Source organism: Paenibacillus sp. FSL R5-0517, from assembly GCF_037974355.1.
Taxonomy (GTDB): Bacteria; Bacillota; Bacilli; order Paenibacillales; family Paenibacillaceae; genus Paenibacillus.
In genome coordinates, this window is sequence record NZ_CP150235.1 from 3,243,658 (window position 1) to 3,268,017 (window position 24,360).

21 protein-coding genes are annotated in these 24,360 nt (G+C 44.3%); 17 read left to right on the top strand and 4 right to left on the bottom strand.

Features of this window, described 5'->3' with window-relative positions; genetic code table 11:
- The first annotated feature begins 256 nt into the window (after positions 1-256).
- Positions 257-1,399: a DUF4309 domain-containing protein gene (locus MKX40_RS14525; protein ID WP_339242626.1), complete on the top strand. Its 1,143-nt coding sequence runs from the start codon at positions 257-259 to the stop codon at positions 1,397-1,399.
- A 98-nt stretch (positions 1,400-1,497) separates the two neighbouring features.
- Here the strand turns inward: MKX40_RS14525 and MKX40_RS14530 are convergent, their stop codons facing one another.
- Positions 1,498-2,472: a DMT family transporter gene (locus MKX40_RS14530; protein WP_339242627.1), complete on the bottom strand. Its 975-nt coding sequence runs from the start codon at positions 2,470-2,472 to the stop codon at positions 1,498-1,500.
- Between the two features lie 271 nt (positions 2,473-2,743).
- Here MKX40_RS14530 and MKX40_RS14535 point away from each other — a divergent pair, with 271 nt between their 5' ends.
- The 9 genes from MKX40_RS14535 (at position 2,744) to glyA (ending at position 11,983) form a co-directional block, all read left to right on the top strand.
- Entirely contained in the window at positions 2,744-3,733 is a 990-nt protein-coding gene (locus tag MKX40_RS14535; protein WP_339242628.1) for a LacI family DNA-binding transcriptional regulator, read from the top strand.
- Positions 3,726-4,604 carry a ribokinase gene (rbsK, locus tag MKX40_RS14540; protein ID WP_339242630.1) on the top strand — a complete coding sequence of 293 codons (879 nt, stop codon included), beginning with the start codon at positions 3,726-3,728 and terminating at the stop codon, positions 4,602-4,604. The genes MKX40_RS14535 and rbsK overlap by 8 nt, the downstream gene beginning before the upstream one ends.
- Positions 4,604-5,005 (top strand): D-ribose pyranase, encoded by a 402-nt coding sequence (gene rbsD, locus MKX40_RS14545; RefSeq protein ID WP_339242631.1) that lies wholly within the window; start codon positions 4,604-4,606, stop codon positions 5,003-5,005. The genes rbsK and rbsD overlap by 1 nt, the downstream gene beginning before the upstream one ends.
- A 14-nt stretch (positions 5,006-5,019) precedes the next feature.
- Complete coding sequence (locus MKX40_RS14550; protein ID WP_339242632.1) at positions 5,020-6,501, top strand: sugar ABC transporter ATP-binding protein; 1,482 nt, start codon at positions 5,020-5,022, stop codon at positions 6,499-6,501.
- Between the two features lies 1 nt (position 6,502).
- Positions 6,503-7,474 carry a ribose ABC transporter permease gene (gene rbsC, locus MKX40_RS14555; RefSeq protein WP_253435553.1) on the top strand — a complete coding sequence of 324 codons (972 nt, stop codon included), beginning with the start codon at positions 6,503-6,505 and terminating at the stop codon, positions 7,472-7,474.
- 14 nt (positions 7,475-7,488) lie between these two features.
- Positions 7,489-8,421, top strand: coding sequence for a ribose ABC transporter substrate-binding protein RbsB (gene rbsB, locus MKX40_RS14560; RefSeq protein WP_339242634.1), 933 nt, complete (start codon positions 7,489-7,491; stop codon positions 8,419-8,421).
- 323 nt (positions 8,422-8,744) lie between these two features.
- A complete protein-coding gene (locus MKX40_RS14565) occupies positions 8,745-9,488 on the top strand; it encodes a YggS family pyridoxal phosphate-dependent enzyme (RefSeq protein ID WP_339242635.1) in 744 nt (247 codons plus the stop codon).
- 19 nt (positions 9,489-9,507) lie between these two features.
- Entirely contained in the window at positions 9,508-10,713 is a 1,206-nt protein-coding gene (locus MKX40_RS14570) for a benzoate/H(+) symporter BenE family transporter (RefSeq protein ID WP_339242637.1), read from the top strand.
- A 25-nt stretch (positions 10,714-10,738) separates the two neighbouring features.
- Positions 10,739-11,983 (top strand): serine hydroxymethyltransferase, encoded by a 1,245-nt coding sequence (gene glyA / locus MKX40_RS14575; RefSeq protein ID WP_339242639.1) that lies wholly within the window; start codon positions 10,739-10,741, stop codon positions 11,981-11,983.
- A 138-nt stretch (positions 11,984-12,121) separates the two neighbouring features.
- Here glyA and MKX40_RS14580 read toward each other — a convergent pair whose 3' ends face one another.
- Positions 12,122-12,742, bottom strand: a complete 621-nt coding sequence (locus MKX40_RS14580; protein WP_339242641.1) for an SDR family oxidoreductase — start codon at positions 12,740-12,742, stop codon at positions 12,122-12,124.
- Positions 12,743-12,786: 44 nt separating this feature from the next.
- The gene (locus MKX40_RS14585; RefSeq protein ID WP_339242643.1) at positions 12,787-14,217 is read right to left on the bottom strand and encodes a PLP-dependent aminotransferase family protein; all 1,431 of its coding nucleotides are present in this window, start codon (positions 14,215-14,217) and stop codon (positions 12,787-12,789) included.
- Between the two features lie 281 nt (positions 14,218-14,498).
- Here MKX40_RS14585 and MKX40_RS14590 point away from each other — a divergent pair, with 281 nt between their 5' ends.
- From MKX40_RS14590 to MKX40_RS14620, 7 genes are all read left to right on the top strand, one after another.
- The gene (locus MKX40_RS14590) at positions 14,499-16,604 is read left to right on the top strand and encodes a serine hydrolase domain-containing protein (protein WP_339242644.1); all 2,106 of its coding nucleotides are present in this window, start codon (positions 14,499-14,501) and stop codon (positions 16,602-16,604) included.
- A 344-nt stretch (positions 16,605-16,948) separates the two neighbouring features.
- Positions 16,949-18,394, top strand: a complete 1,446-nt coding sequence (locus MKX40_RS14595; RefSeq protein WP_339242645.1) for an amino acid ABC transporter substrate-binding protein/permease — start codon at positions 16,949-16,951, stop codon at positions 18,392-18,394.
- Positions 18,387-19,115 (top strand): amino acid ABC transporter ATP-binding protein, encoded by a 729-nt coding sequence (locus MKX40_RS14600; RefSeq protein WP_339242646.1) that lies wholly within the window; start codon positions 18,387-18,389, stop codon positions 19,113-19,115. Before MKX40_RS14595 ends, MKX40_RS14600 begins: the two co-directional genes overlap by 8 nt.
- A gap of 132 nt (positions 19,116-19,247) precedes the next feature.
- Positions 19,248-19,610, top strand: a complete 363-nt coding sequence (locus MKX40_RS14605) for a hypothetical protein (protein WP_339242648.1) — start codon at positions 19,248-19,250, stop codon at positions 19,608-19,610.
- 132 nt (positions 19,611-19,742) lie between these two features.
- Positions 19,743-20,777, top strand: a complete 1,035-nt coding sequence (locus MKX40_RS14610) for an NAD(P)-dependent alcohol dehydrogenase (protein ID WP_339242649.1) — start codon at positions 19,743-19,745, stop codon at positions 20,775-20,777.
- A 199-nt stretch (positions 20,778-20,976) separates the two neighbouring features.
- Complete coding sequence (locus MKX40_RS14615; RefSeq protein ID WP_339242651.1) at positions 20,977-21,567, top strand: TetR/AcrR family transcriptional regulator; 591 nt, start codon at positions 20,977-20,979, stop codon at positions 21,565-21,567.
- 71 nt (positions 21,568-21,638) lie between these two features.
- The gene (locus MKX40_RS14620; protein ID WP_339242652.1) at positions 21,639-23,009 is read left to right on the top strand and encodes an MFS transporter; all 1,371 of its coding nucleotides are present in this window, start codon (positions 21,639-21,641) and stop codon (positions 23,007-23,009) included.
- Positions 23,010-23,074: 65 nt separating this feature from the next.
- Here MKX40_RS14620 and MKX40_RS14625 read toward each other — a convergent pair whose 3' ends face one another.
- Positions 23,075-24,355 (bottom strand): glycoside hydrolase family 27 protein, encoded by a 1,281-nt coding sequence (locus tag MKX40_RS14625; RefSeq protein ID WP_339242654.1) that lies wholly within the window; start codon positions 24,353-24,355, stop codon positions 23,075-23,077.
- Positions 24,356-24,360 lie beyond the last annotated feature (5 nt).

Sequence of the window (24,360 nt, forward strand, 5' to 3'; positions counted from 1 at the left end):
GCGGCTTTTTTATGTTATATGGATTAATAACGAAAAAATAGATTGATATATATTTCTTTATTAGAAAGGGTATGTTATCATTCTTAGGAAAATAGTACTAGTAGGAGGATATGCTTATTGAACATAAACCTATATTAATTACATAGTTTGATCAAAAGTACACTCTAGCAAGACTTATTAAAATGTTGAGATTATGCACGATTAAAAATTAGAAATGAGATTTTAGATGTTTATTTTACTCAGAGGAGAGTCATCAATGATACACCCTAAATACAAAGCAAAATGGGCTTCACTTGCCTTACTTACCTTAATCAGCTATGTTCTGAGCGCATTGCTCCTGCTGCCGCCCAATGCCGATGCCAAAGGAGAGCAAATCTCAGCCAAACAGCTGGAAAGTATGAGCCGGCTTTCATTTACGCTTCGTGATGCCAAGCAAACGGCATACACGGTTTATATTTTTGCTTATGATGAACAGAAGAGCACGCTGACCGAGGAAAATGGTTGGACGAAAAATAAAAAAGGAGATAAAAGTTACACTGGAACCTATCGGGCGGCCTTAATGAAAAAAGGTGCAGCATACGGAACAGTGCAAGCAGCAAAACTGGATCTGAATACGATTATTTTGCCTCAAACCTGGAACTTCGTTGTGAAAGGCAAAGAGGCGAGTACACCAGATATGCTGATGATCACGGACTGGGGAACTTCTAATTTCAATGAAGTGAAAACGTATATCGTTCGTTCCGGGGAATTGCGCCGTGTCACATATGTCGATAATAAGGGGAAAAAAATTGACGATGCATACTCCGCGATCAGAGATGGTGGAATTCGTACTCTTACAGGTGCCCGAGTGCAGTTCAAAAATTACAACAACCTTCAATTCGTCTATGGGGTTAATACGTTTAAGCTGAATGTGAACAAATTGGAAATGCGGTTGGAAGATACGCGCAACCTTCGTACAAGAGATTGGCCGAACTCGGGTGTTGGCGATCGTGCTTACCTGAAAAGCCTGAAGGACGCTGCATTAAAGGGTGCATTGCCTGGGCGAACGGACATCAAGATTGGCATGACGCTTCAAAATGCACAAAAAAAGCTGGGGAAACCCAATTCTCGTTCTAACGAAGAATGGGGAGCGTTCTATTATTACTCTAAATTCGGCGTTGGATTCGATTCATATATGCACGAGCTTACCAATAAATCACGTATTGCCGTTTTTGACCTGTACAATGAGAAGCAAAATCTTTCGCCATGGAATGTGAGAAAATGGATGGGTAAACCGTCCTCAGAATATTACAATGAAGTCGTAGGTGGTTATGAGATGGTATATCATTTGGGTAATCACGCCATTGTATTTAACTATGAGGAAGAAGAGGACTTGATTGACTTTACGAGTATATATTAAGTGGTATAATCCAGAGAATTGAATATTCATGGGACTGTATAAACAAACAAAAGCCGCTAATTAGCGGCTTTTTTAATGTGCATAAGATACACTATTAGTTATTTTATTGGCGTGTTATCGGCGCTATGTACAGAACGTACACGATTAACCAAGTAGATGCCAACGGATACGAACAACAATGCGGCCAGATTCTTCAATTCCAAGATCGTTTCACCGAGGAATAACGCTGATAACAATGCACCAAACACAGGGATAAGAAAGTTGTATACAGATACTCTTCCGACCTTATTGTACTTAAGAAGCATATTCCATAGACAAAATGCAACGGATGACAGCAAGGCCAAATAGATCAAATTACTGGTGGATTCCAGGGTGAAATGAGTGACTCGTCCGCCGAGTAATAGACCTAACAGCGTAAGCACCAGTCCACCAATGAACAGGCTAACCCCTGTAATGATTAGAACATCGATGGTCGCGGTGAGACGTTTTGCGTAAAGGGCTGTAACGGAAAACACAAGGGCTGCTAAAATAATGAAACCTTCGCCTGTAAATGAAAAGGAAAAAGTAAGCAGATCGGTATGGAAGTTTACGATAATGACGCCAACAAATCCGAGCAAGCAGCCAACGATTTTATTTCTGCTTAATTTGTCGTTCTTATAGATGAAATGGGCAAGAACAACACTGAAGAAGGTCGTCGTTGCGTTCATAATGGAACCTTTGACACCTGTCGTATTAGCTACGCCAACGTAGAAAAACATATACTGCAAACCGGTTTGCAATATACCTAACATGATAAGGCTTGTCCACTGAGTCCTGGATAATTGAAGCTTCTCTTTTCGAACGATACGAGACAAGAGTAATAGCAGCAATCCCGCCAGTGTGAATCGATATCCGGCAAAGACGTATTTGGAAGCAATGTCTTCCGGCAGAATGTTAAATGCGATATATCCAAGTTTGATGGACGGGTACGCACTACCCCATAACAAGCAACAAAGGCTCGCTATAAGCATGACGAAAATGGGATCACTAAATTTACTCGGTTTGTAGTTTTCAAGGGTATTTCTGTCTGTCACTTTCAATCTTCTCCTCACATTTTATGCACATATGTATGTATCTAATATCCTCACTGACCATACCACATATCGCTAATATTTGTAATGATAATTAACTCCTTAATATAGCTGAGAAGAGTAAATAAGACGGGAAGAAGCCAAGTCACTGATGAATTTTCAATGTACTTTCATGTTTACTTGGAGAAATTTCCAGAATGAAAGCGCTTGTCAAATCGAAAGTAATATGATAATTTAATATCTGTAACCGGTTACACATAGAGGAGAGCAACTTATGACAACAATTAAAGACGTAGCTCAACTGGCGGGCGTATCTGTTGCCACTGTATCCAGAGTCATCAATGATAGAGGTTATGTTCACGCGGATACACGCAAGAAAGTGGAAGATGCTGTGAAGGCACTTAACTTTTCGCCAAATGAAGTGGCCCGCTCATTATATAAGCGCAAGTCCAAACTGATTGGCCTGTTGTTGCCGGACATTGCCAACCCCTACTTTCCGCAGTTGGCTCGCGGTGTAGAGGATGGGATGCAGGAGCAGGATTATAGACTGATATTCGGAAACAGTGATGAGGAGGAACGGAAGGAGCAGGATTACATCCAGACGTTTATCCAGAACAATGTGGTCGGTGTAATCTCTTCAACGAACTACCCTCATTCTTCAATATATAAAAACCTGAAGATTCCCGTCGTGTTTTTGGATAGAACATCACTGGATCGTCCATCCGTGTATGCGGATGGCAGGGAAGGTGGAAGACTAGCGGCAAGGGAGATTATCCAACGCGGCAGTCGCCGAATCACAGTTATGCAAGGACCGTCACAGATCAGACCAGCTCAGGATCGCTTTGAAGGGGCGATAGAAATTATCCGTGATGCTGGGTTAGATTACCGGGTAATCCAGACGACCTCATTTTCAATTAACGAGGCAGGTATATGGGCTGAAGAATTATTCAGGAAGTATGCGGACACAGATGGGGTGATTGCCAGTAATGATATCGCAGCCATGGCAGTACTGCATGAGGCCTCACGAATTGGAAGGAAGATTCCTGATGATGTCCAAGTGATTGGTTTCGATGATATACCGATGAGCAGCCTGTTATCGCCGGCATTGTCCACCATCCATCAGCCAGCATACGAGATGGGAAGAGAAGCGGCGGGATTACTTATCAAGCTTGTGGAACAAGCTGCAATAGAGAACAAAAACATACAGTTGCCCGTAAGCTTCATCGAACGAGGCACTACGAGAAAGGTGAGATCAGATGGCTAAAATATGTGTAATTGGAAGCAGTTCAATGGATCTGGTTGTTACTTCGTCAAGACGGCCGGGGGCGGGTGAAACCGTTCTCGGAGACAGCTTCAAAACGGTCCCTGGCGGTAAGGGAGCCAATCAGGCTGTCGCTGCTGCACGACTGGGGGCTGAGGTTGCGATGATCGGCCGGGTAGGCGACGATGCTTTCGGCAAAGATATTTTAGAGAACTTCAGAACAAATGCTGTAAATACGCAAAATGTGAAACCGGTTACACATTTAGAAAGTGGAACGGCTCATATCATTCTGGCGGAAGGTGATAATAGTATCGTAGTGGTTGAAGCGGCGAATCGCGAAGTCACTCCTGCATATGTCGATGAAGCAGCGGAAGTGATCCGCAATGCAGATATCGTACTGATTCAGCAGGAAATCCCGGAGGAAACTGTTGTTCATGTCAGCGCAATGTGTGCGGAGTTCGGAACACCATTATTGCTTAATCCAGCTCCGGCGAGAAAATTGCCGCAAGAAGTTATTGATAATGCTGCATATATCACACCAAATGAGCATGAGGCCGAGATTTTGTTTCACGGTATGAGTCCGGCACAGGCATTGCGCCAATATGCGAACAAACTGTTCATCACGGAAGGCAGTAAAGGGGTTCGTTATTTTGATGGCACAGAGGAAATTCTAGTCCCAACTTATAAGGTGCAGGCAGTCGATACGACTGGTGCAGGGGATACGTTCAACGCCGCATTCGCAGTTGCTTTGGCTGAAGGTCAACCGTTGCAAGAGAGTATACGCTTCGCTAATCGGGCTGCATCGTTGTCAGTCACCAAGTTCGGAGCGCAGGGCGGCATGCCAACGCGTGATGAAGTAGAGGAGAGCTTGTAATGAAAAGATACGGCATGTTGAATAGTCACATCTCCAAAATTCTGTCTGATCTGGGTCATACGGACATGATTGCGATTGCGGATGCAGGTCTACCCGTACCGGACGGAGTTGTTAAAATCGATCTGGCCCTCAAACTGGGAACACCCAGTTTTCAGGAAGTCGTGGAGCTTATCGCAGAAGATATGGTCATTGAGAAAATTATTGTGGCAGAAGAAATTCACGAAGGCAATCCTGCAGCTATGCAATTCATCACGGAGAAGTTCAGTGAGGAAGCCATCGATGCTTCCGTCAGTCACGAACAATTCAAAGTATTAACTCGACAGGTGAAAGCGGTCATCCGCACAGGCGAAGCGACACCGTATGCCAATTGCATTTTACAATCGGGAGTCCATTTCGGTTAAAAGGAGGTTGCGTAATGCATATTCAGATGCAAAACATTCATAAAGCGTTTGGCACCAATCAGGTGCTGAGCGGAGTGGATTTTGAACTAAAAGACGGTGAGGTTCATGCCTTAATGGGGGAGAATGGAGCCGGCAAATCCACACTGATGAACATTCTGATTGGTCTCCATGAGCGAGATCAGGGAACCATCAGAATAGACGGAGAAGAAAACTATTTTGCAAGTCCGAAGGAAGCAGAGAAGTTAGGGATCACCTTTATACATCAGGAGCTAAACGTGTGGCCTGAAATGACAGTGCTGGATAATCTCTTTATTGGTAAGGAAATGACATCATCCTTGGGGCTGCTTAATACGAGACAGATGAAAGCGCTTGCCAAAGAGCAGTTTGAAAAGTTGTCCGTTGACATCCCATTGGAACGTCCTGCGGGAGAATGCTCTGTCGGGCAGCAGCAGATGATAGAAATCGCCAAAGCACTTATGACAGATGCCAAGGTTATCATTATGGACGAGCCAACAGCCGCCCTCACGGAGCGCGAGATACAGAAACTGTTTGGTGTAATCAGCTCACTGAAGAAGGACGGAGTATCCATCGTGTACATTTCTCACCGCATGGAGGAGATATTCACGATCTGTGACCGGATTACCATTATGCGTGACGGCAGAACGGTGGACACTCAGCCCATTCCACAGACAAGCTTTGATGAAGTGGTACGGAAAATGGTAGGTCGTGAACTTACCGAGCGTTATCCTGTCCGAAATCCTTCTTATGGTGAAGTTGTTCTGGAAGTAAGGAATGCCAGCAGCAAAGGGTTGTTCGAGAATATTAACTTCACGGTGAGAGCGGGAGAAATCCTCGGTTTCTCAGGACTTATGGGTTCTGGGCGAACCGAGATTATGAGAACAATCTTTGGTTTGGATACGTTGGATAGCGGTGAAATCTTCATCCGCGGCAAAAAAGCGAACATTCGTAAACCGGCAGATGCAGTGAAACATGGAATTGGATTTATTACCGAAGACCGGAAGGATGAGGGGCTGGTATTAGACTTCTCCATTCGCGAGAATATGGCGTTGACGAATCTGTTCAGTTTCTCGAGCAAAGGTTTCATCTCCGCTTCGAAAGAACAAGATTTCGTGGATACATTGATCAAACGTCTTCAGATCAAAACACAATCCTCCGAGACGGCGGCAAGGAATCTATCCGGGGGTAACCAGCAGAAGGTGGTTATCGCGAAATGGGTTGGTATTGGTCCAAGCGTACTTATTCTGGATGAACCCACACGCGGAGTGGATGTCGGAGCGAAGCGCGAAATCTATGAATTGATGAATGAACTTACAGACCGTGGGGTTGCAATCATCATGGTTTCGTCGGAGCTACCTGAAGTGCTTGGCATGAGCGACCGGATCGCAGTTGTGCATGAAGGACACATCAGTGGCGAGGTTGCAAGGGAAGTAGCAACACAAGAACACATTATGACATTGGCCACAGGGGGACAGTGATATGACAACAATGCAGGAAAACAAAACGGCTAAAAGCGGGTTCCGTTTCTCAAGCGTGATACAAAAATTGGGACCGCTGCTCGGCTTAATCATTCTTATTCTTATCGTATCGGTGTTGAATCCAAGTTTCTTGGAACCGCTTAATATCTTGAATTTATTGCGTCAAGTCTCGATTAATGCACTGATTGCCTTCGGTATGACGTTTGTTATCCTGACGGGTGGAATTGATCTGTCAGTTGGATCGATCTTGGCTTTATCCAGTGCTTTTGTAGCAAACATGATGTTGTCCGGTCTGGATCCAATCTTGTCCATCATTATCGGGGTAGCACTCGGTGGTGTCATGGGTATGGTGAATGGACTGATGATTACCAAAGGAAGAATGGCTCCGTTTATCGCTACATTGGCAACCATGACGATATTTAGAGGATTAACGTTGGTGTACACAAATGGTAATCCAATTACAGGACTAGGGGATAACCTGTTGTTCCAACTGTTCGGCCGTGGATACCTGCTGGGCATTCCGGTACCTGCAATCACGATGCTGATTACCTTTATGATTCTATGGATTATTTTGCATAAAACGGCTTTTGGCCGCAAAACGTACGCCATCGGCGGTAATGAGAAAGCTTCTATTATCTCGGGTATCAAAGTTAATCGCGTGAAAATTATGATCTACTCCTTGACAGGCATGCTCGCTGCTCTGGCAGGTGCAATCTTGACATCTCGGTTGAATTCAGCACAACCAACGGCCGGTACATCCTATGAGCTGGATGCAATCGCAGCGGTTGTATTGGGTGGTACAAGTCTTGCCGGAGGACGTGGACGAATCGTCGGTACCCTGATCGGTGTTCTGATTATCGGCGTACTGAATAATGGATTGAATTTGCTCGAAGTAAACTCATTTTACCAAATGGTTGTGAAAGGTATTGTCATTGCCATTGCCGTCCTGCTGGACCGCAAGAAAACAGCATAAGGAGAGAAGCGAATATGAAAAAGTGGACAATAACACTTGTAAGTGTGATGATGATTATCGTTCTGGCCGGATGCTCTTTGGAACCACCGGAATGGGCCAAACCTGACCCTTCCAAAAGTAACGGACAGAAAAAAATAGGTTTGTCGATCTCTACACTAAACAATCCATTCTTTGTATCACTAAAGGACGGGGTCATGGCTGAAGCCAAAAAACAGGGAGTACAGGTCATCGTGGTGGATGCACAGAACGATTCGGCCAAACAAACCAACGATGTGGATGATCTCATTCAGCAAGGAGTCAGTGCACTTCTGATTAACCCTGCTGACTCTGCAGCGATCTCCACAGCGGTTCAATCGGCCAATAGTGTGGGCATTCCCGTGATCACGCTGGATCGCTCCGCAGACAAAGGCGAAGTGGCAGCATTAGTAGCCTCGGATAACGTTAAGGGTGGACGCATGGCAGCGGAATACTTCGTGGAACAACTCGGTGAAGGAGCCAAAGTTATTGAACTTGAGGGTGTGCCTGGCGCTTCTGCAACAAGAGAACGGGGTAAAGGCTTCCATGAAGTGGCTGACAAGCAACTCGATGTGGTTTCCAAACAATCTGCGGATTTTGATCGGTCCAAAGGATTAAATGTCATGGAGAACTTGCTGCAAGGTAATCCGGACGTGCAAGCGGTATTTGCCCATAATGATGAGATGGCACTTGGTGCGATTGAAGCGATTCAAAGCTCGGGTAAAGACATTCCGGTCATCGGATTCGACGGCAATGATGATGCAATCAAATCCATTAAAGATGGAAAATTGACGGCAACCGTCGCTCAGCAGCCTGTACTAATTGGTCAACTGGCGCTGCAAGCTGCTCTGGATGTGCTCAGTGGCAAGCAGGTGGAGCCATCGATCCCGGCTGAATTAAAGCTGGTAACGAAGGAAAACGTGAACGAATAAATCATGACATGCAATGTTTCTCGTCTTGTGGAGAAGAGCATAGGGATATAACCAAGCCGCTAATTTAGCGGCTTTTTTTCATTTTATAAGTGTGGACATCACATCAAATGGACCTATTGGCGTTTAAAAGCCTACAAAAGGTGCCCCAATTGAATGGTAGTTTTTATTGTTTTGGATTGCTCCAAAAGAATGTTTTTGGATATGTATAACCAATCCATTGATTGATATACTAGCATGACGTTCTACACAATCTTCACAATACATAAGGAGGAAGCTTATCTTAATGATTCATTCCTGTGCGGAATAGAAAGAAGGCGAATGACATGAAACATCTAGTTGAAGAAAATCTCCAATCGGTAAGACGGCAAATCGCATTGGCCTGTCAGGCCTCAGGGCGTGACATATCGGACATTACCTTGTTGCTCGCCACCAAAACGGTACCGCTAGAGAAATTACAAATGGCTATTCAAGCAGGTGAGGTCCTTTTCGGAGAAAACAAAGCTCAAGAACTTCGGGACAAATTTCCACTTATGGAACAAAACAAACAGGTAGAATGGCATTTTATCGGACATCTGCAAACAAACAAAGTAAAGGACGTTGTTAAATATGTTACGCTCATTCATTCCGTAGATCGTCTGAAGCTGGGTCAGGCGTTACATAACCAGCTTCTCAAAGAGAATAAGACTCTAGACATTCTAGTTCAAATTAACACCTCCTACGAAGAAAGTAAATTTGGGGCCTCTCCAGAAACAGCCATTGAGCTTGTAGAACAATTAACTCAATTCGAAACGTTGAACGTGAAGGGCTTAATGACCATTGGAAAACTGAATGCAACGAATGAAGAAACACGGCATTGCTTTCGTTTGTTAAACCGTATTCGCAATCAAATTAAAGAGAAAAATATTCCGCGTGTAGAAATGGATATTTTATCGATGGGCATGTCCGGTGACTTCCAGGTCGCCATTGAAGAAGGAGCTACAATGATTCGTGTAGGAACAAGTGTATTTGGGCCACGGTATTTACCAGACGAATATTACTGGAATGAAAACACACGCATCGATGATTAAGTGAGAGGTCGTGTTAAATATGAAGACAGCATCTGCTTCATTACGTGGTCGCGATCTGATCTCACCGATGATCGCCGCCTTAATATCTGTGATTGTTAATTACGGGGGTACATTTATTCTTGTGTTTCAAGCTGCAAAAGTGGCTGGTTTAAGCCCGGAAATGACGGCTTCCTGGATTTGGTCCATCTCGATTGGGGTTGGAGTAACGGGGATCTGGCTCAGTTATCGATACAAGGAACCGATTATTACAGCCTGGTCTACACCGGGTGTGGCGTTTCTCGTTTCAGCATTAGCGGTGACCCCTTATCCAGAAGCTATCGGCGCTTACATGATTTCAGCAGTCGGATTTATTATTTTGGGTATGTCAGGCATGTTTGAACGTTTTGTTCGACTTATTCCCCCAGGCATCGCTTCCGGATTGTTAGCAGGTATTTTGCTACAGTTTGGAATATCGGCCTTTGGAGGGGCTAAGCTTGATCCTTTGCTTGTTACTGTGCTGTTTGCCGCCTACATCGTGCTAAGAAGGTTTACTTCCCGTTACGCCATAGTTGGCATATTGGCAGTTGGTTTGATTTATTTAATATGCATGGGAAAAACGGACTTCAGTACGATCCAATTGGCGGTCGCTTCGCCTGTATTTGTTTTCCCCGCGTTTTCGTTAAATGCTTTACTTGGCGTTGCTCTACCACTGTTCATTATTACCCTGACAGGGCAGTATATGCCCGGAATGCTAGTTTTGCGTAATGATGGATTCAAGACAAGTGCCAATCCCATTCTGGCGGTAACAGGTTTGGGATCACTGCTTGCAGCCCCATTCGGATCACATGCTTTTAACGTGGCGGCTATTACCGCAGCGATATGTACAGGAAAATATGCACATGAGGATGCAACAAAACGGTACATAGCGGGGATTGCTTGTGGAATCTTTTATATTTTTGTTGGTATTTTTGGCGTAACCTTAGCTGCACTGTTTTTGATTCTTCCTGCTACCTTTATTGCAACATTAGCCGGACTGGCGTTACTAGGAACAATTGGTGGCAGTCTCGCGAATGCATTAACGGACCCTAAAGGACGCGAAACCGCATTGATTACCTTTCTGGCGACCGCAGCCAATGTGACCTTACTTGGTGTTGGTGGTGCATTTTGGGGACTATTTGCAGGAATGATGGCGCATCTACTAATGAATAGTAGAATTCCCAAAAAACGATTTGGATCGAATAGATAAGTTCATTATTGAGAGGAAGATGTTCATGAAACATTTGGAGAAGCAAGATCAAGTCATAGGAAATGCTGTCCAGCAAGAGCTTGCACGGCAGCGGAATACGATTGAACTGATTGCATCAGAGAATTTTGTGAGTCAAGCTGTGATGGAAGCAACGGGTTCCGTATTGACCAATAAATATGCGGAGGGGTATCCGGGCAGAAGATATTATGGCGGATGTGAGCATGTCGATACCGTCGAAGAGATAGCGAATCACCGCCTTAAAACGCTTTTTGGAGCTGAACATGCGAATGTGCAGCCTCACTCCGGTGCTCAGGCAAACATGGCTGTTTATTTTGCCTCAGTGGAGATCGGTGACACAATCCTTGGTATGAATTTATCCCATGGTGGTCATTTAACACACGGAAGTCCTGTTAATTTTTCAGGGAGATTGTACAATTTTGTTCCATACGGTGTCGATGCACAAACGGGCCGTATTGACTTTGACGAAGTACGTAAACTTGCTCATAAGTATCGTCCACGCATGATCGTTGCAGGTGGAAGTGCATACCCGCGGACCATTGAGTTTGAATTATTTGCCCAGATTGCCACCGAAGTGGGAGCACTTTTCTTTGTAGATATGGCGCATATAGCCGGAATTGTTGCCGCAGGTTTGCATCCTAACCCGGTACCACATGCACATTTTGTTTCAACTACCACACATAAGACCTTACGAGGACCACGAGGGGGAGCCATCTTGTGCGGGGAGCCGTGGGCACAGTCGATCGACAAAGCTGTATTCCCGGCAATTCAGGGTGGTCCATTCATGCACGTCATAGCGGGGAAAGCGGTGGCATTCGGTGAGGCATTACAACCTGATTTCACAACATACATGGAGAGTGTTCTGGATAACGCCAAAGTATTGGCTGAAACATTAATTAATGAAGGACTCACCCTTGTATCAGGAGGAACAGACAATCATATGGTGTTGGTTGACTTACGATCTATTGATCTTACAGGCAAAGTAGCCGAGGCATTACTTGATGAAGTAGGGATTACGGCAAATAAAAATGCAATCCCTCACGATACGGCAAGTCCTTTGGTTACGAGTGGTATCCGCTTTGGAACACCGGCTATGACTTCAAGAGGGCTTGGAGGCAGGGAAATGAAAGAAATCGGTCAGCTTATAGCGCTTGCCTTCAAGAATCCAACGAACTCGGATGTCAAAAAACAGATATTAGGTAGTGTCCGCGAAATCACTTCGCAATTCCCTTTATATGAAGGGCTTGAATAGTTTAAGAGCAGAAACATATGTAGCCTGCAATTGATCCTGATGGATTACAATTGCAGGCTTTTAATGTTGCTTGCTTAAATTGAGAACTTATTGTTTTGAACAGAAGAGATACACCATAAGTGAAGTTTAAGACATACCCTAGTAGGCTATTCCTACACGAGACTGTACATACTCATCAGATATTAATTGCTGATAAGCAAACTCTGCCGTATCGATTACAGATATTGAAGTTCCACCGTCTGGCAAGTAGTTGCGCTCAACTCGATACTTACCGGGCGAGTCTCCATCATATAAATAGGTGGGGCACACAATCGTCCATTCCAACTCTGAGGCCTTGAGAATGTTGTACATCTCCAGATGCTCTTCAGCTGCGCGCGTTGACTTACGTTTGGATTCGGAGGATTGAAAACGAAACAAGCCAGGATCCGTTCGACTTTCCAATATTCCTGCTGTACCAATGGTAATGATTCTTCTGATATGCTCCTGAGCCATAGCCTCAACAATTAATTTCGTGGATTGTGATAATGTAGTCGTTCCATCTGTACCTAAGGCACTAACAACGAGATCAGCACCCTGAATGGCGTGATGAATATCCTCTTTGGCTAGAGCGTTTCCTTGAAGCAGGACGAAATGGTCATCGCTGATATGTACCTTTTCCGGGCTTCTTACCAGTGCAGTTACATGATGATTGGAACGTAGGGCACTAGCGACAAAATGACTTCCAACCCGTCCGGTAGCTCCTAACACTAAAATTTTCATCGCAAAAACATCCTTTCAAATCCAATTGGAGAGCATGTTCTCCATCATAATACAATCTTCGCAAGTCGATGTATGCCTTCCTCAATCTGATCCTCATCCACTTTCGCAAAACCTAATATCCATCCTTTTCGATGACTCTCCAGGCAATATCTACTAAGCGGATACACGCGCACACCTTGATCAAGAGCAGCATTCGTCAGCGCTTCTTCATCAAATGACATTTCTGATTCTAGAAGCATATGTAATCCCGTTTCCACACCACTTAATGTAAATCGTGAGCCTAACCCAGAAGCAACAATGGCTTTAGTCATGACTTCGTGTCTGCGTCGGTATATGTTCCGAACTCTTCTCATATGGCGCATAAAATGACCACGCTCAATAAAATGAGTTAGCGTTAACTGTTCCATAATCGGAAGATGACGATAAGTCAATTCTTGAACTTGGGTAAGACGATCGATGGCTATTCTGGGCCCGATGATAGCGGATAGCCGAATGCCAGGTGCAACCATTTTGGAAAAACTCATCATATAAAGCGTATTCTGAGGTTGCTGACTGAATATAGTCGGAAGTGGATCTCCACGGTACCTAAATTCGCTATCGTAGTCATCCTCAACAATCCAATATCGATGATGAGCAGCCATGTGCATTAATTGTTGCCTGCGAGGTTCTGACATAATAACACCTGCTGCGCATTGATGAGAAGGTGTGACATATACGAGTTTTGTCTCTGGGTGAATACGATCTACACATAATCCATACTCATCGACTGGAACCGAATCGACTTGCATCCGCCGGTGTTTCATCGCCATCCAAGCAGCAGGGAAGCCGGGATCTTCTACGGAAACTCTGTCTCCCTCACTTAAGAGGGCCTGAGCGATTAAATCAATGCTATGTTGTGCACCGGACGTTAACAAGATTTGATCCACTTCGATATGAATGCCTCGTTCAAGTGACAAATAACGCTGAATCTGCTCTCTTAACGCCAGTAAACCTCTGGCATCGCCGTAAGCCCAAAGATCCAGATTGGGTTCAGTGGAAGCTTGTAAAAAAGATTGCCTCCAGGCTTTTGTGAAACTTTCATCCAGATAAGGCTCGTGGGGATTAAAATCTATCTCGATCTTACGGCGGTCTCTATTGCCGAACCAACGATGCAGATGACCAATAGATTCGGTTAGTGCAGGCAGTTCGGGAGGAAGCGGCCCTTGGATCGTGGTTTCTTCTGATGAACGCGGTGCGTATGCCCAATCACTAACCCTTGTCCCTGCCCGACGGGAAGTTACCGTATACCCTCGGCTGAATAATTCCTCGTACACAATCTGTATGGTTGACCGTGAAACACCAATCAATTGGGCGAGTTCGCGGGATGGGAGCAATAATTCACCTGGTCTCCATTTTCCAGTTGTAATATGTTGAATCGCTTGATCCAAAAGTTGCTGCCAGATCGGGCGAGGGTCATCTCGATTCACTTTTAGCATAAATTCAACTCCAATATGGGGCGTTATGGATTGCTTTTAATTATGTATTTACGGTCGTTATTGGCACTCCATTGATTGATATATTATCATGGAAAAAGTTTGATTTGTAAACAAAACAGAGTTGTACTAAAGGGTTCTTTATCATGTGTTCAATTTATTTTGGTCGTTCCTGGCTGGTTCATACTCGATTCATATTCAAGCCATAGACAGTTCATTATGTTCGGTTACACTACTGGAGTACTACCACAGAGATTCCTAATCCATAGACTAGACAGGAGAAGATGAGATTGACACGAAAGAAACGAAGTTCTATCGCAGCCATAACCTTGGTGCTTGCGATGATGTCCCCAATGTCGGCCATGGCCACACCCGCTACCAGTGATGGTGGTAGACCTACGTATGATGTAACTAAAAAGGCAGCAAGTGAGAAGGCGAAGATACTTACCGAATCATACGCTACGACAAGTGTACAGTACGCACTGATGGATGGGGGCGAGATTGTAATTTCCGGTCAGGCCAGCAAAGATGGCTTAAAAAACAACATTCCGCTTTCGTCTGATACCATGTATGGCATTGGTTCAACCAGTAAAATGGTACTTGCTACCGCTGTAATGAAGCTGGTGGAACAAGGTGAAATCGATCTTGATGAGCCTGTCGTGAAGTATATCCCAGACTTTAAAATGAAAGACAATCGTTATGATAAGATTACACCACGTATGCTCCTGAATCATTCATCCGGACTTCTCGGAACGTCAAGTAACAGTGCAATTCTGTTTGGAGATCATGATACCTATGCACATGATACGTTACTGGAACAATTGGCGACGCAACATCTGAAGGCCGATCCTGGTGCATACTCGGTGTATAGTAACGATGGTTTTACATTAGCTGAAATTCTGGTTGAACGGGTCAGCGGCATGAGTTTCACCACGTTCATGCACCGTTACATAACAGAACCACTTGGGATGGATCATACTAAAACACCGCAGGATATTGTGGACCTTAGCCAAATGGCAGCAACATATTCCTCGTCGCAAGAGGAGAAACTTCCATTAGAGACTACCAATATGATTGGGTCGGGAGGTATCTATTCCACCGCAGAAGACCTAGTCCAATTCTCGAAAATCTTTACAGGTGAGGTTGAAACGGTTCTTTCACAGCAATCTGTAGAGGCCATGCAGCAAGAAGAATACAAAAGAGGCATGTGGCCGGAAGAAGGCGATTCGTCCATTGGCTATGGCCTGGGATGGGACAGCGTGAACCTGTTTCCTTTTAATGATTACGGCATTCAGGCAGTAAGCAAAGGTGGCAATACGATAACCTATCATTCCTCATTGATTGTGTTACCGGAATATAACATGGCTGCTGCCGTAACCTCTTCGGGTGGTCACAGCTCAACCGATCAATTGCTGGCAACCGAACTGTTGCTTGGTGCGCTTGAGGAAAAAAATATTATTTCAGAGCGTAAACCGGAGAAGTCACATGGTGTACCGGTAAAAGCAGCCATGCCGAAGGAACTTACAAAGCATACGGGTACGTATGGCGGTGGTGCAAACATGTTATTGAACTTGGCCGTGAAGGATGGTGGACAATTAACGCTATCTAACTTGTCCTCTCCTAACAGCCAAGATCAGACATATACTTACAGCGCTGATGGCTCATTCATTAATGATGAGGGTACGGAAAAGCTCAAATTCGTTCAGGAAGTCAACGGAAACACATACTTGTGGTCTCGCTCGTATCAGTCTGTTCCCGGACTTGGACAAGTTGCTTCTTCTGAATATAAAGCAGAAAAGCTTGAAACTAATGAACTGTCTGCAGAAGTAAAGGCAGCATGGCAGAAACGGCAAGGCAAAGCATACGTGTTGGTCAATGAAAAATACACATCCACATTGTACAATGCAGCTATGCCGATCATTCCCATTCATACTTTTAATGAGCTGCCTGGTTATATCTACACCAATAAAATTATGGGAGCTAACCAAGCCGTAAACCAATTGCAAATTCCTGGATTAGCAGGACGTGACACAATGGAGTTCAATTTCTATGAGGAAAATGGTGTGGAATACGTTACAGCCGGAGGCAATGTCTATGCCGCTCAAGATATCATAAAACCGATCTATGCGGGAAGATATTCGAAGACTACAATTCAAGCGAATGGTCATGCTACATGGTACTCAATTCCGGCATCGGCCGCAGGTAAAGAAATGACGGTCAAGATGTCTTCAAACAGCGCATTTGCTGTATATGACCAAGCAGGTGTAGGTATTAATCATACAGTGGTCAGTGGAAAAAATGAAATTGTATTGCCTGAGAACGGAACCATTGTGTTCGCGGGTGAAGCCGGTTCGAGTTTCGGGATTGTATTGACAACCAGAGAAAATTAATAGATGATAAAAAAACTGTACAACAAGAAGTCGCGGAAATCGCGGCTTTTTTGAGTTTTAAATTTTAAATAATACGTTTTAAAGTAAATGTACCTTTTTCAGATTTGCGATGTAATATTGGGTTTCGTAAAGCTTACCTAAAGGGTAAGTATAAAGAGGGCTTTTACTGGTTGGAAAAAAATGATGGAGGAAAATGTTGCAAGTGGAAAGGCAGGGCATTGATTGTTAATATACAGTAAATAATAACAATCAAATGGGCAGAAGATCGACAAGAAGCATAACAGTAATACCGATTCCAAAGAAAATAATAATGATTATTCGGACAACCGAGACGGGGAGGACACATGAAAACAACGAAGATCTCATTTTTTATACTTTCACTGATGCTGCTCCTGGTGAGCGGTCTATCAGGGTGGGTTGGGAACGCTGCTGCAGCATCCGATTCAGGTAAAACTTATATTATCGGAACCGATATCACATTTGCTCCATTCGAATATCAAGACGAGAATGGTGATTATGTAGGTATTGATATGGATTTGCTGGATGCCATCGCCAAAGACCAAAATTTCAAGTACCAAATCAAAGCTCTCGGATTTAACGCAGCTGTACAGGCACTTGAGGCCAATCAGGTTGATGGTGTCATTGCAGGCATGAGTATTACGGATGAAAGAAAAGCAAAATTTGATTTCTCAGAGCCTTATTATGATTCAGGCGTAGTCATGGGTATTAGCGCGAATAATGATACCATAAAGAGCTACGAGGATCTTCGTGGTAAAAAGGTCGCCGTGAAAACGGGTACAGAGGGGTACAGCTTTGCTGAGTCAATCGCCTCGAAATATGGATTTACCATTGTTCCATTCGACGATTCTTCCCAAATGTATGATGATGTTAAGACCGGTAATTCCGCCGCCTGTTTTGAAGATGAGCCTGTACTAAGATTCGGGGTAAAACAGAATAATGGTCTGAAGGTGGTTACTGACAAAGAAGACGGGGCTTCCTACGGATTTGCAGTAAGTAAGGATAAAAATCAGGAGCTTCTGGAGATGTTCAATGCTGGTCTCGTGAATATCAAAGCTAACGGTGAGTATGAGCGCATTATTGCGGAATATGTTGGAGAGAATGCCCAAGTCGCCAATCAAGGTCGCTGGGAGCTCATTCAGAAATCTCTTCCTGCCTTGTTTAAAGGTCTGGGGAACACACTTATATATACGATTGTGTCACTGTTCTTCGCGTTTATCATTGGTTTGATATTCGGATTCATGAAGGTGGGACAGAACAAATTCCTACGTGGTGTTGCCACTGTATTTGTAGATATCTTCCGCGGTATTCCGCTGATTGTCCTGGCATTCTTTATCTATTTCGGGATTCCACAGGCGATGGGCTTCACGATGCCATTGTTCTTGGCGGCTATTCTGACACTTAGTTTGAACGCAGGAGCATATGTGACTGAGATTATCCGAGGCGGGATTCAATCGATTGATCGTGGTCAGATGGAAGCTGCCCGTTCATTGGGACTTCCTTATCGCAAAGCAATGATTAAGATTGTCATTCCGCAGGCAGTGCGGGTTATGATTCCGTCCTTTATTAACCAGATGGTTATCACGCTGAAGGATACGTCCATCTTATCCGTTATTGGTCTCGTAGAGTTGACACAATCAGGTAAAATTGTCATCGCAAGAACGTTCTCCTCTTTTGACATTTGGTTAACGGTTGCGGTTATGTATCTGATTGTTATCATCACATTGACCAAAGTTGCTGATTATCTGGAGGTGAAGGTTCGTCGTGGCTAAAATAAAAGTTGAAGGTTTGAAGAAAAGTTTCGGCTCGAATCAGGTTCTTAAGGGAATTGATGTAGCGGTCAACGAAGGAGAAGTCGTCTGTGTCATCGGACCTTCCGGCTCAGGAAAAAGTACCTTCTTGCGCTGCATCAACCAATTGGAGGATATCACAGCAGGTCGAGTTATCGTGGATGATCAGGACCTCAATGATCCTAAAACCAACATTAACAAAGCGCGTGAAAATATCGGCATGGTATTTCAACATTTTAACTTATTCCCTCATTTTAACGTCTTGAAAAATATAATGTTTGCGCCAAGAGAATTAGGGGTTTTAAACGCAGAAGAGGCTCGAAAAACGGGCCTTAGCTTACTCGATCGTGTCGGGTTGTCTGATAAAGCGGATAGTTTCCCCAGTCAACTCTCGGGTGGGCAAAAACAACGGGTTGCTATCGCTCGTGCGCTTGCCATGAACCCGGATGTGATGTTATTTGATGAACCGACTTCGGCGCTTGATCCAGAGATGGTAGGCGAAGTTCTAGGGGTTATGAAAGATCTAGCGAGTGAGGGCATGACGATGATCATTGTTACACACGAGATGGGTTTTGCACGTGAAGTAGCTGACCGCGTCATCTTCATGGACGGTGGTTATATTGTCGAGCAGGGTACCCCTGAACAAATATTTGGAAATCCGAAGAATGAACGGACGATCAGCTTTTTGGAAAAGGTACTCTAGAACTGATCAAGACTATACAGTTATCACATTGAAAGTCGCTAGTTTTAGCGGCTTTTTTTGTTATATTTATGAGGTGATTTAATTTAATATATTTGAATACCAAATCAAGCAAGAAAGCGAGGTCTGTACTCCATGGAAAATGTGTCACAGGAAGACAAACTGGAATCCATCAAAGCCTTTCAATCAACCATCCGCAAATCGGAAAATGCCTTAGTGAATATGACTCAGAATTGTAATAACACAACATTGCTACAGAAACGTCTCCAAGCTTTTTACATTGGTCTAGCTTTGTTGGATAAACAGTGGAATCAAAAAGCTCATTCATACACGAAGGAAGATATAACAGAAGCCCGTCTTGTCTTGATTGGATTGTTTCCATCCCTTGAGAGCATGTATGCCAAGGCCAAAGAAGGTAGCCCTCAAAAGACTCTTCTGGAAAGAAGAATGAAAGCATTTCATCTTGCCGTTCATGCCATGGATGATCTCGCATTTTAAGTATTCCAACATTACAAATCTTCTACAAGTGAAACCGCTGAATATATATCAACGTATCCGTTGTTTGACAGGAAGATTGGGTATGCGTAATGGACCATGGATACAACTATGTCTATCGAATGGAGACTGATCATGGGCGGAAAAACGTATCATGCTGGATTACCCCAAAAATCGGGAAATAACTTCATGAATGCATTGGTATATGATACCTATGGAACACCAGAAGTCCTGCGATTGGAAAAAGTATCTGTCCCTATGCCCAAGGATCATGAAGTGTTAATTGAGGTCCATGCGACTTCGGTAAATTCATGGGATTGGGATCTCCTTCGTGGAAAGCCATTCGTTAACCGCATCGGCGCGGCAAGGCAGCCGCGTTATCGAATTCTTGGCGTAGACGTCGCAGGGCGCGTAATCGCCGTTGGAGCATCTGCTACACGGTTCAAACCAGGAGACGAGGTGTTCGGAGATCTTTCCGGTTGCGGGTGGGGGGGATTCGCGGAATATGTATGTGCGGCTGAGGAGGCCTTGACACTCAAGCCAACCGGTATCGACTATGTGCAGGCAGCTGCTATTCCTCAAGCAGCCGTTCTGGCTTTGCAAGGTCTACGTGATCGGGGAAAGCTGCAAAAGGGGCAGCGTGTTCTGATTAATGGCGCCGGTGGCGGAGTCGGAACATATGCCATCCAATATGCCAAATTGCTTGGGGCTGAGGTGACTGGCGTTGACAGTGCTGAAAAGCTCGACATGATACTTGCTGTGGGAGCTGACTATGTGTTGGATTACAGGAAAGCGAATTTCACTGCTGTAGGTGTACAATACGACCTGATTCTGGATGTCATCGGAAAGCACTCGGTTTTTGCTTTGAAACGTGCACTAGGTAGTGGAGGCAGGTACGTAATGATCGGAGGCCCAATGCCCCGTATTCTTCTCAATCTGATATGTGCACCGTTCATTGCCAGACTTGAACATAAGAAAATAATGCTTCTTATCCATAAACCGAATCATGAGGATCAAGAGGTGTGGAGAGAACTTGTTGAATCAGGAGAAGTCGTGCCGATTGTTTATCGGGAGTATGCGTTAAGCGAAGCGGCTCAAGCCTTTCGGGATATTGGAGAAGGCCGTGTGAAAGGAAAAGCCGTCGTCTCCATCAAGAAAATGGATTTATGAATATGAAGGGCATTATGAAGGTTGTTTGTCGATTCGTAATCAAAATTATAAGATCATAGTTCCGTCCAGGTCGCTAAATTAGCGGCTTTTTTTGTGCTTTCAAGTGCTATTGGAAATACACCTTGACAATAAAAAGTTCTTTAGTTAACATTGCATCAATGACAGTGAATACTGACATACAGGAAGGAGGGATATAAACATGTCCATCAGCAGTAATCTTAGCAGTAAAGAAAAATTAATGTTGACGGCCATCGATTTAATTTCAAAAAAAGGCTATAAAAGTGTGACGACACAGGAAATAGCCACAACAGCCGGACTAAGTGAGAAAACCTTGTTTCGTCTCTTTAAAACTAAACAAAACTTGTTAGAGACTGCCTTTGACCAATATCATTATGCAGAAGAGATGACAAGGATCTTCAATGAAAAACTGGTATGGGATCTGTATACAGATTTGTTGCTAATCAGCAAGACATATCATAATATCATGAACCGTAATCGAAAATTGTTTATGATTAGCCTCAAGGAAGTAGAGAATTTACCCGGTTATAGAGAGAGAACGGTGAAGCATCCTAAACAACTTTTGGATATTCTAACCAATTACTTTAATATCATGTATGATAAAGGAAAGTTGGCTAAAATCAATCCTGAACTGCAAGCTTTTTCATTCATGTCATTGAATTATGGTGTATTCATAAATAATCTCGAAGAAGAAGTACTTTTTCCAGGGCTCTCATTGGAAGGCATCATTACAGAGAGTGTATGGACGTTTACTAGGGCATTAACTCCCTAGTTTTTTTAAGCTTTTTAATGACAGTAAGTACTGACAGACTAAATATATTCAAAAGAATTGAGGAGAGTATGATGAACACCAATAAAGAAGCGTTATTACTCCGTGTTCTTGTTTTTACACTGATTATATCAGTCATGAATGGAATGATGTTTAATGTTGTATTACCTGTGATTGGCGAAGAGTTCCAACTTACTGCTTCTCAATCGAGCTGGATCGTTACAGGTTATTTAGTTGTATATGCGATTGGTACAGTGACTTACGGGAAACTTACCGATAAATACAGCATGAAGGTTCTAATTTCGTTTGGTCTTTGGATATTGGCAGCAGGCTCTCTTCTGGGGATGGTGGCAACAGAGTATTGGATGGTTATTATCGCACGGATCGTGCAGGCTGCTGGTGCAGCGGTCATACCTGCATTGGCCATGATTATTCCCGTTCGATACTTCGCACCGGAGCAACGCGGGCAAGCCTTGGGTACCTCTGCCATTGGTATAGCTATTGGAAATGCCCTTGCTCCAATCGTGGCCGGATTTGTATCGAGCGCTTTGAGTTGGGAATTTCTTTTTGTGATCCCATTACTTTCTCTTGCTACGCTTCCTTTTTATCGAAAATACCTGGATGATGAAAAAGGCGGCAGTGAAAAAATGGATTATTTGGGTGGAGCGTTATTAGCAGGAACAGTTGCTACACTTTTGCTTTCATTAACCCAATCTAATGCATGGTTCCTACTAACCGGGATTATCTTATTGCTACTGTTCATCGTGCGTATTCGTTATGCGGAAGTGCCGTTTGTAAAACCAGCCTTATTTCAAAACAAAGCCTATTCAGCTGGAATGGGAATTGCATTCCTTCTGGTCGCTATCAGTCCTGCGATTCCATTTACTACGCCACAATTGCTCTCGGAAGTACATGGTCTATCCCCAGCATGGACAGGTGTCATTATGCTACCTTCTGCGCTCGTAGCTGCACTTCTCGGACGCAGAGGTGGAAGGCTCGCGGATGAAAAAGGGAATCCTTTTTTACTGTATACGGCATCTTCACTACTTGTTGTTGGTTTTATAAGCTTATCGTTAGTTGTAGGTGCTACACCGGTCTTGATTTCCTTTTTTCTTGTTTTTGGTGTTCTGGGTCAGTCTTATATGCAAATTGCGGTCTCAAATACCATTGCTCAGACGCTTCCCAGAGAGCAAATTGGAATAGGGATGGGGCTACTATCCATGTTTAACTTCATTGCAGTGTCTGTGTCTACTGCTGCCTTAGGAAAGGTTCTTGACGGGGGAACAGCAACGCTTCAACTTAACCCTCTGCTTCAAAATAAGACAGCTTTTGTGTACAGTAATATATTTATTGTGCTCGCCTTGTTTGTTATTGCGATGACTATGCTATATATGCTTCAATTTGGACGTATGTCCAAAACTGTTCATCAGTCGAGTTCATCTTAAGGATGAACATAAAATGAGAGAGGTCTGCCTAATGAATGACAGACCTCTCTTTTTCTTATTGAAGCTTAAGAAAACCGATAGAGACGCACACCGTGTGTTGGCACAGTCGAAGTTAAGGAATTCTCTGTACATTCAGCAGCTTCCCCGCTCCACAATTCAGTACCTTCGGTAATACCGGACAGTCCGATCTTATCAAAAGACAGATCCACGGGAAGGGGGTTCTCTCCTGTGTTAAACACAGCGACATAAGCGGAACCATCCGCATGTTGGGCAGTCCATACAATAAGATCTTCTTGGCGTAAGGCTTCTCTGGCTCCGTAACTCTCGCGATGCATTCGCAGAACCTCACGATTGGTTAACAGGGACAGCGTCCATTCGTCGTTATCTCGCAGTTCACCACCAAAAATGAGCGGGGAACGGAAGATACTCCACAGTGACATCATCGTTAATTGCTCGTCAGGTGTGAACCGAGTCCAGCGATCCGCTCCACCACCGTCTACAGAACGGATACCGATATGACCCAATGGCAACATATCACAGTCTGGCCAGCAGCCAGCTTGGGGAACCCCTTGCCACGTCCGGCAGCGATCAAACATATCCAATAACAGCGGCCAAAGATCCCAGAAATCATCCGTAACACGCCACATGTTTGCATGTGCGGCTAAGAATTCCGAGTATTCCACCGGAGCAGGCCCAGGAGAGAGACTCAGTACCATGGGGCGCCCGGAGCGCTCAATCGCTTTGGATATCATCTCAATCTCGGGCTGATGAGTATCATAGAGCCTGGAAGCAGCGATATCGTCTACCTTCACCAAGTCAACGCCCCATTGGGCATATAATTCAAAGAGCGAATCGTAATAGGCCTGTGCGCCTTCTTTTGAGCTATCGACACCATACATATCCGTATTCCACGGACAGATGGAGTTCGGATGAGCAATATCGCGCGCAGTGGCGGTTGTGCCCAGGATCGAAGTCCCTGCATGTGCAGCTTGACGTGGAATACCCCGCATGATGTGAATGCCAAATTGCAACCCCAGACTATGAACGTAGTCGGCTAATGGCTTAAATCCCTGTCCACCGGCAGCAGAGGGAAACCGATTCTCAGCAGGCATAAGCCGTGAATATTCATCCATGATTAGTGGAACGAATGGACGATATTGCGAAGAATTGGCCAAAGGCTCGTACCATTGAATGTCGACCGTAATATAGCTCCAGCCGAAGTCTTTAAGATGTTCTGCCATGTACTCCGCGTTGCCACGAATTTCGTCTTCCGTAACAGCCGCACCGTAACAATCCCAACTGTTCCAGCCAAGCGGTGGAGTTGATGCTGCAAGCGTATGATTCATGGGAA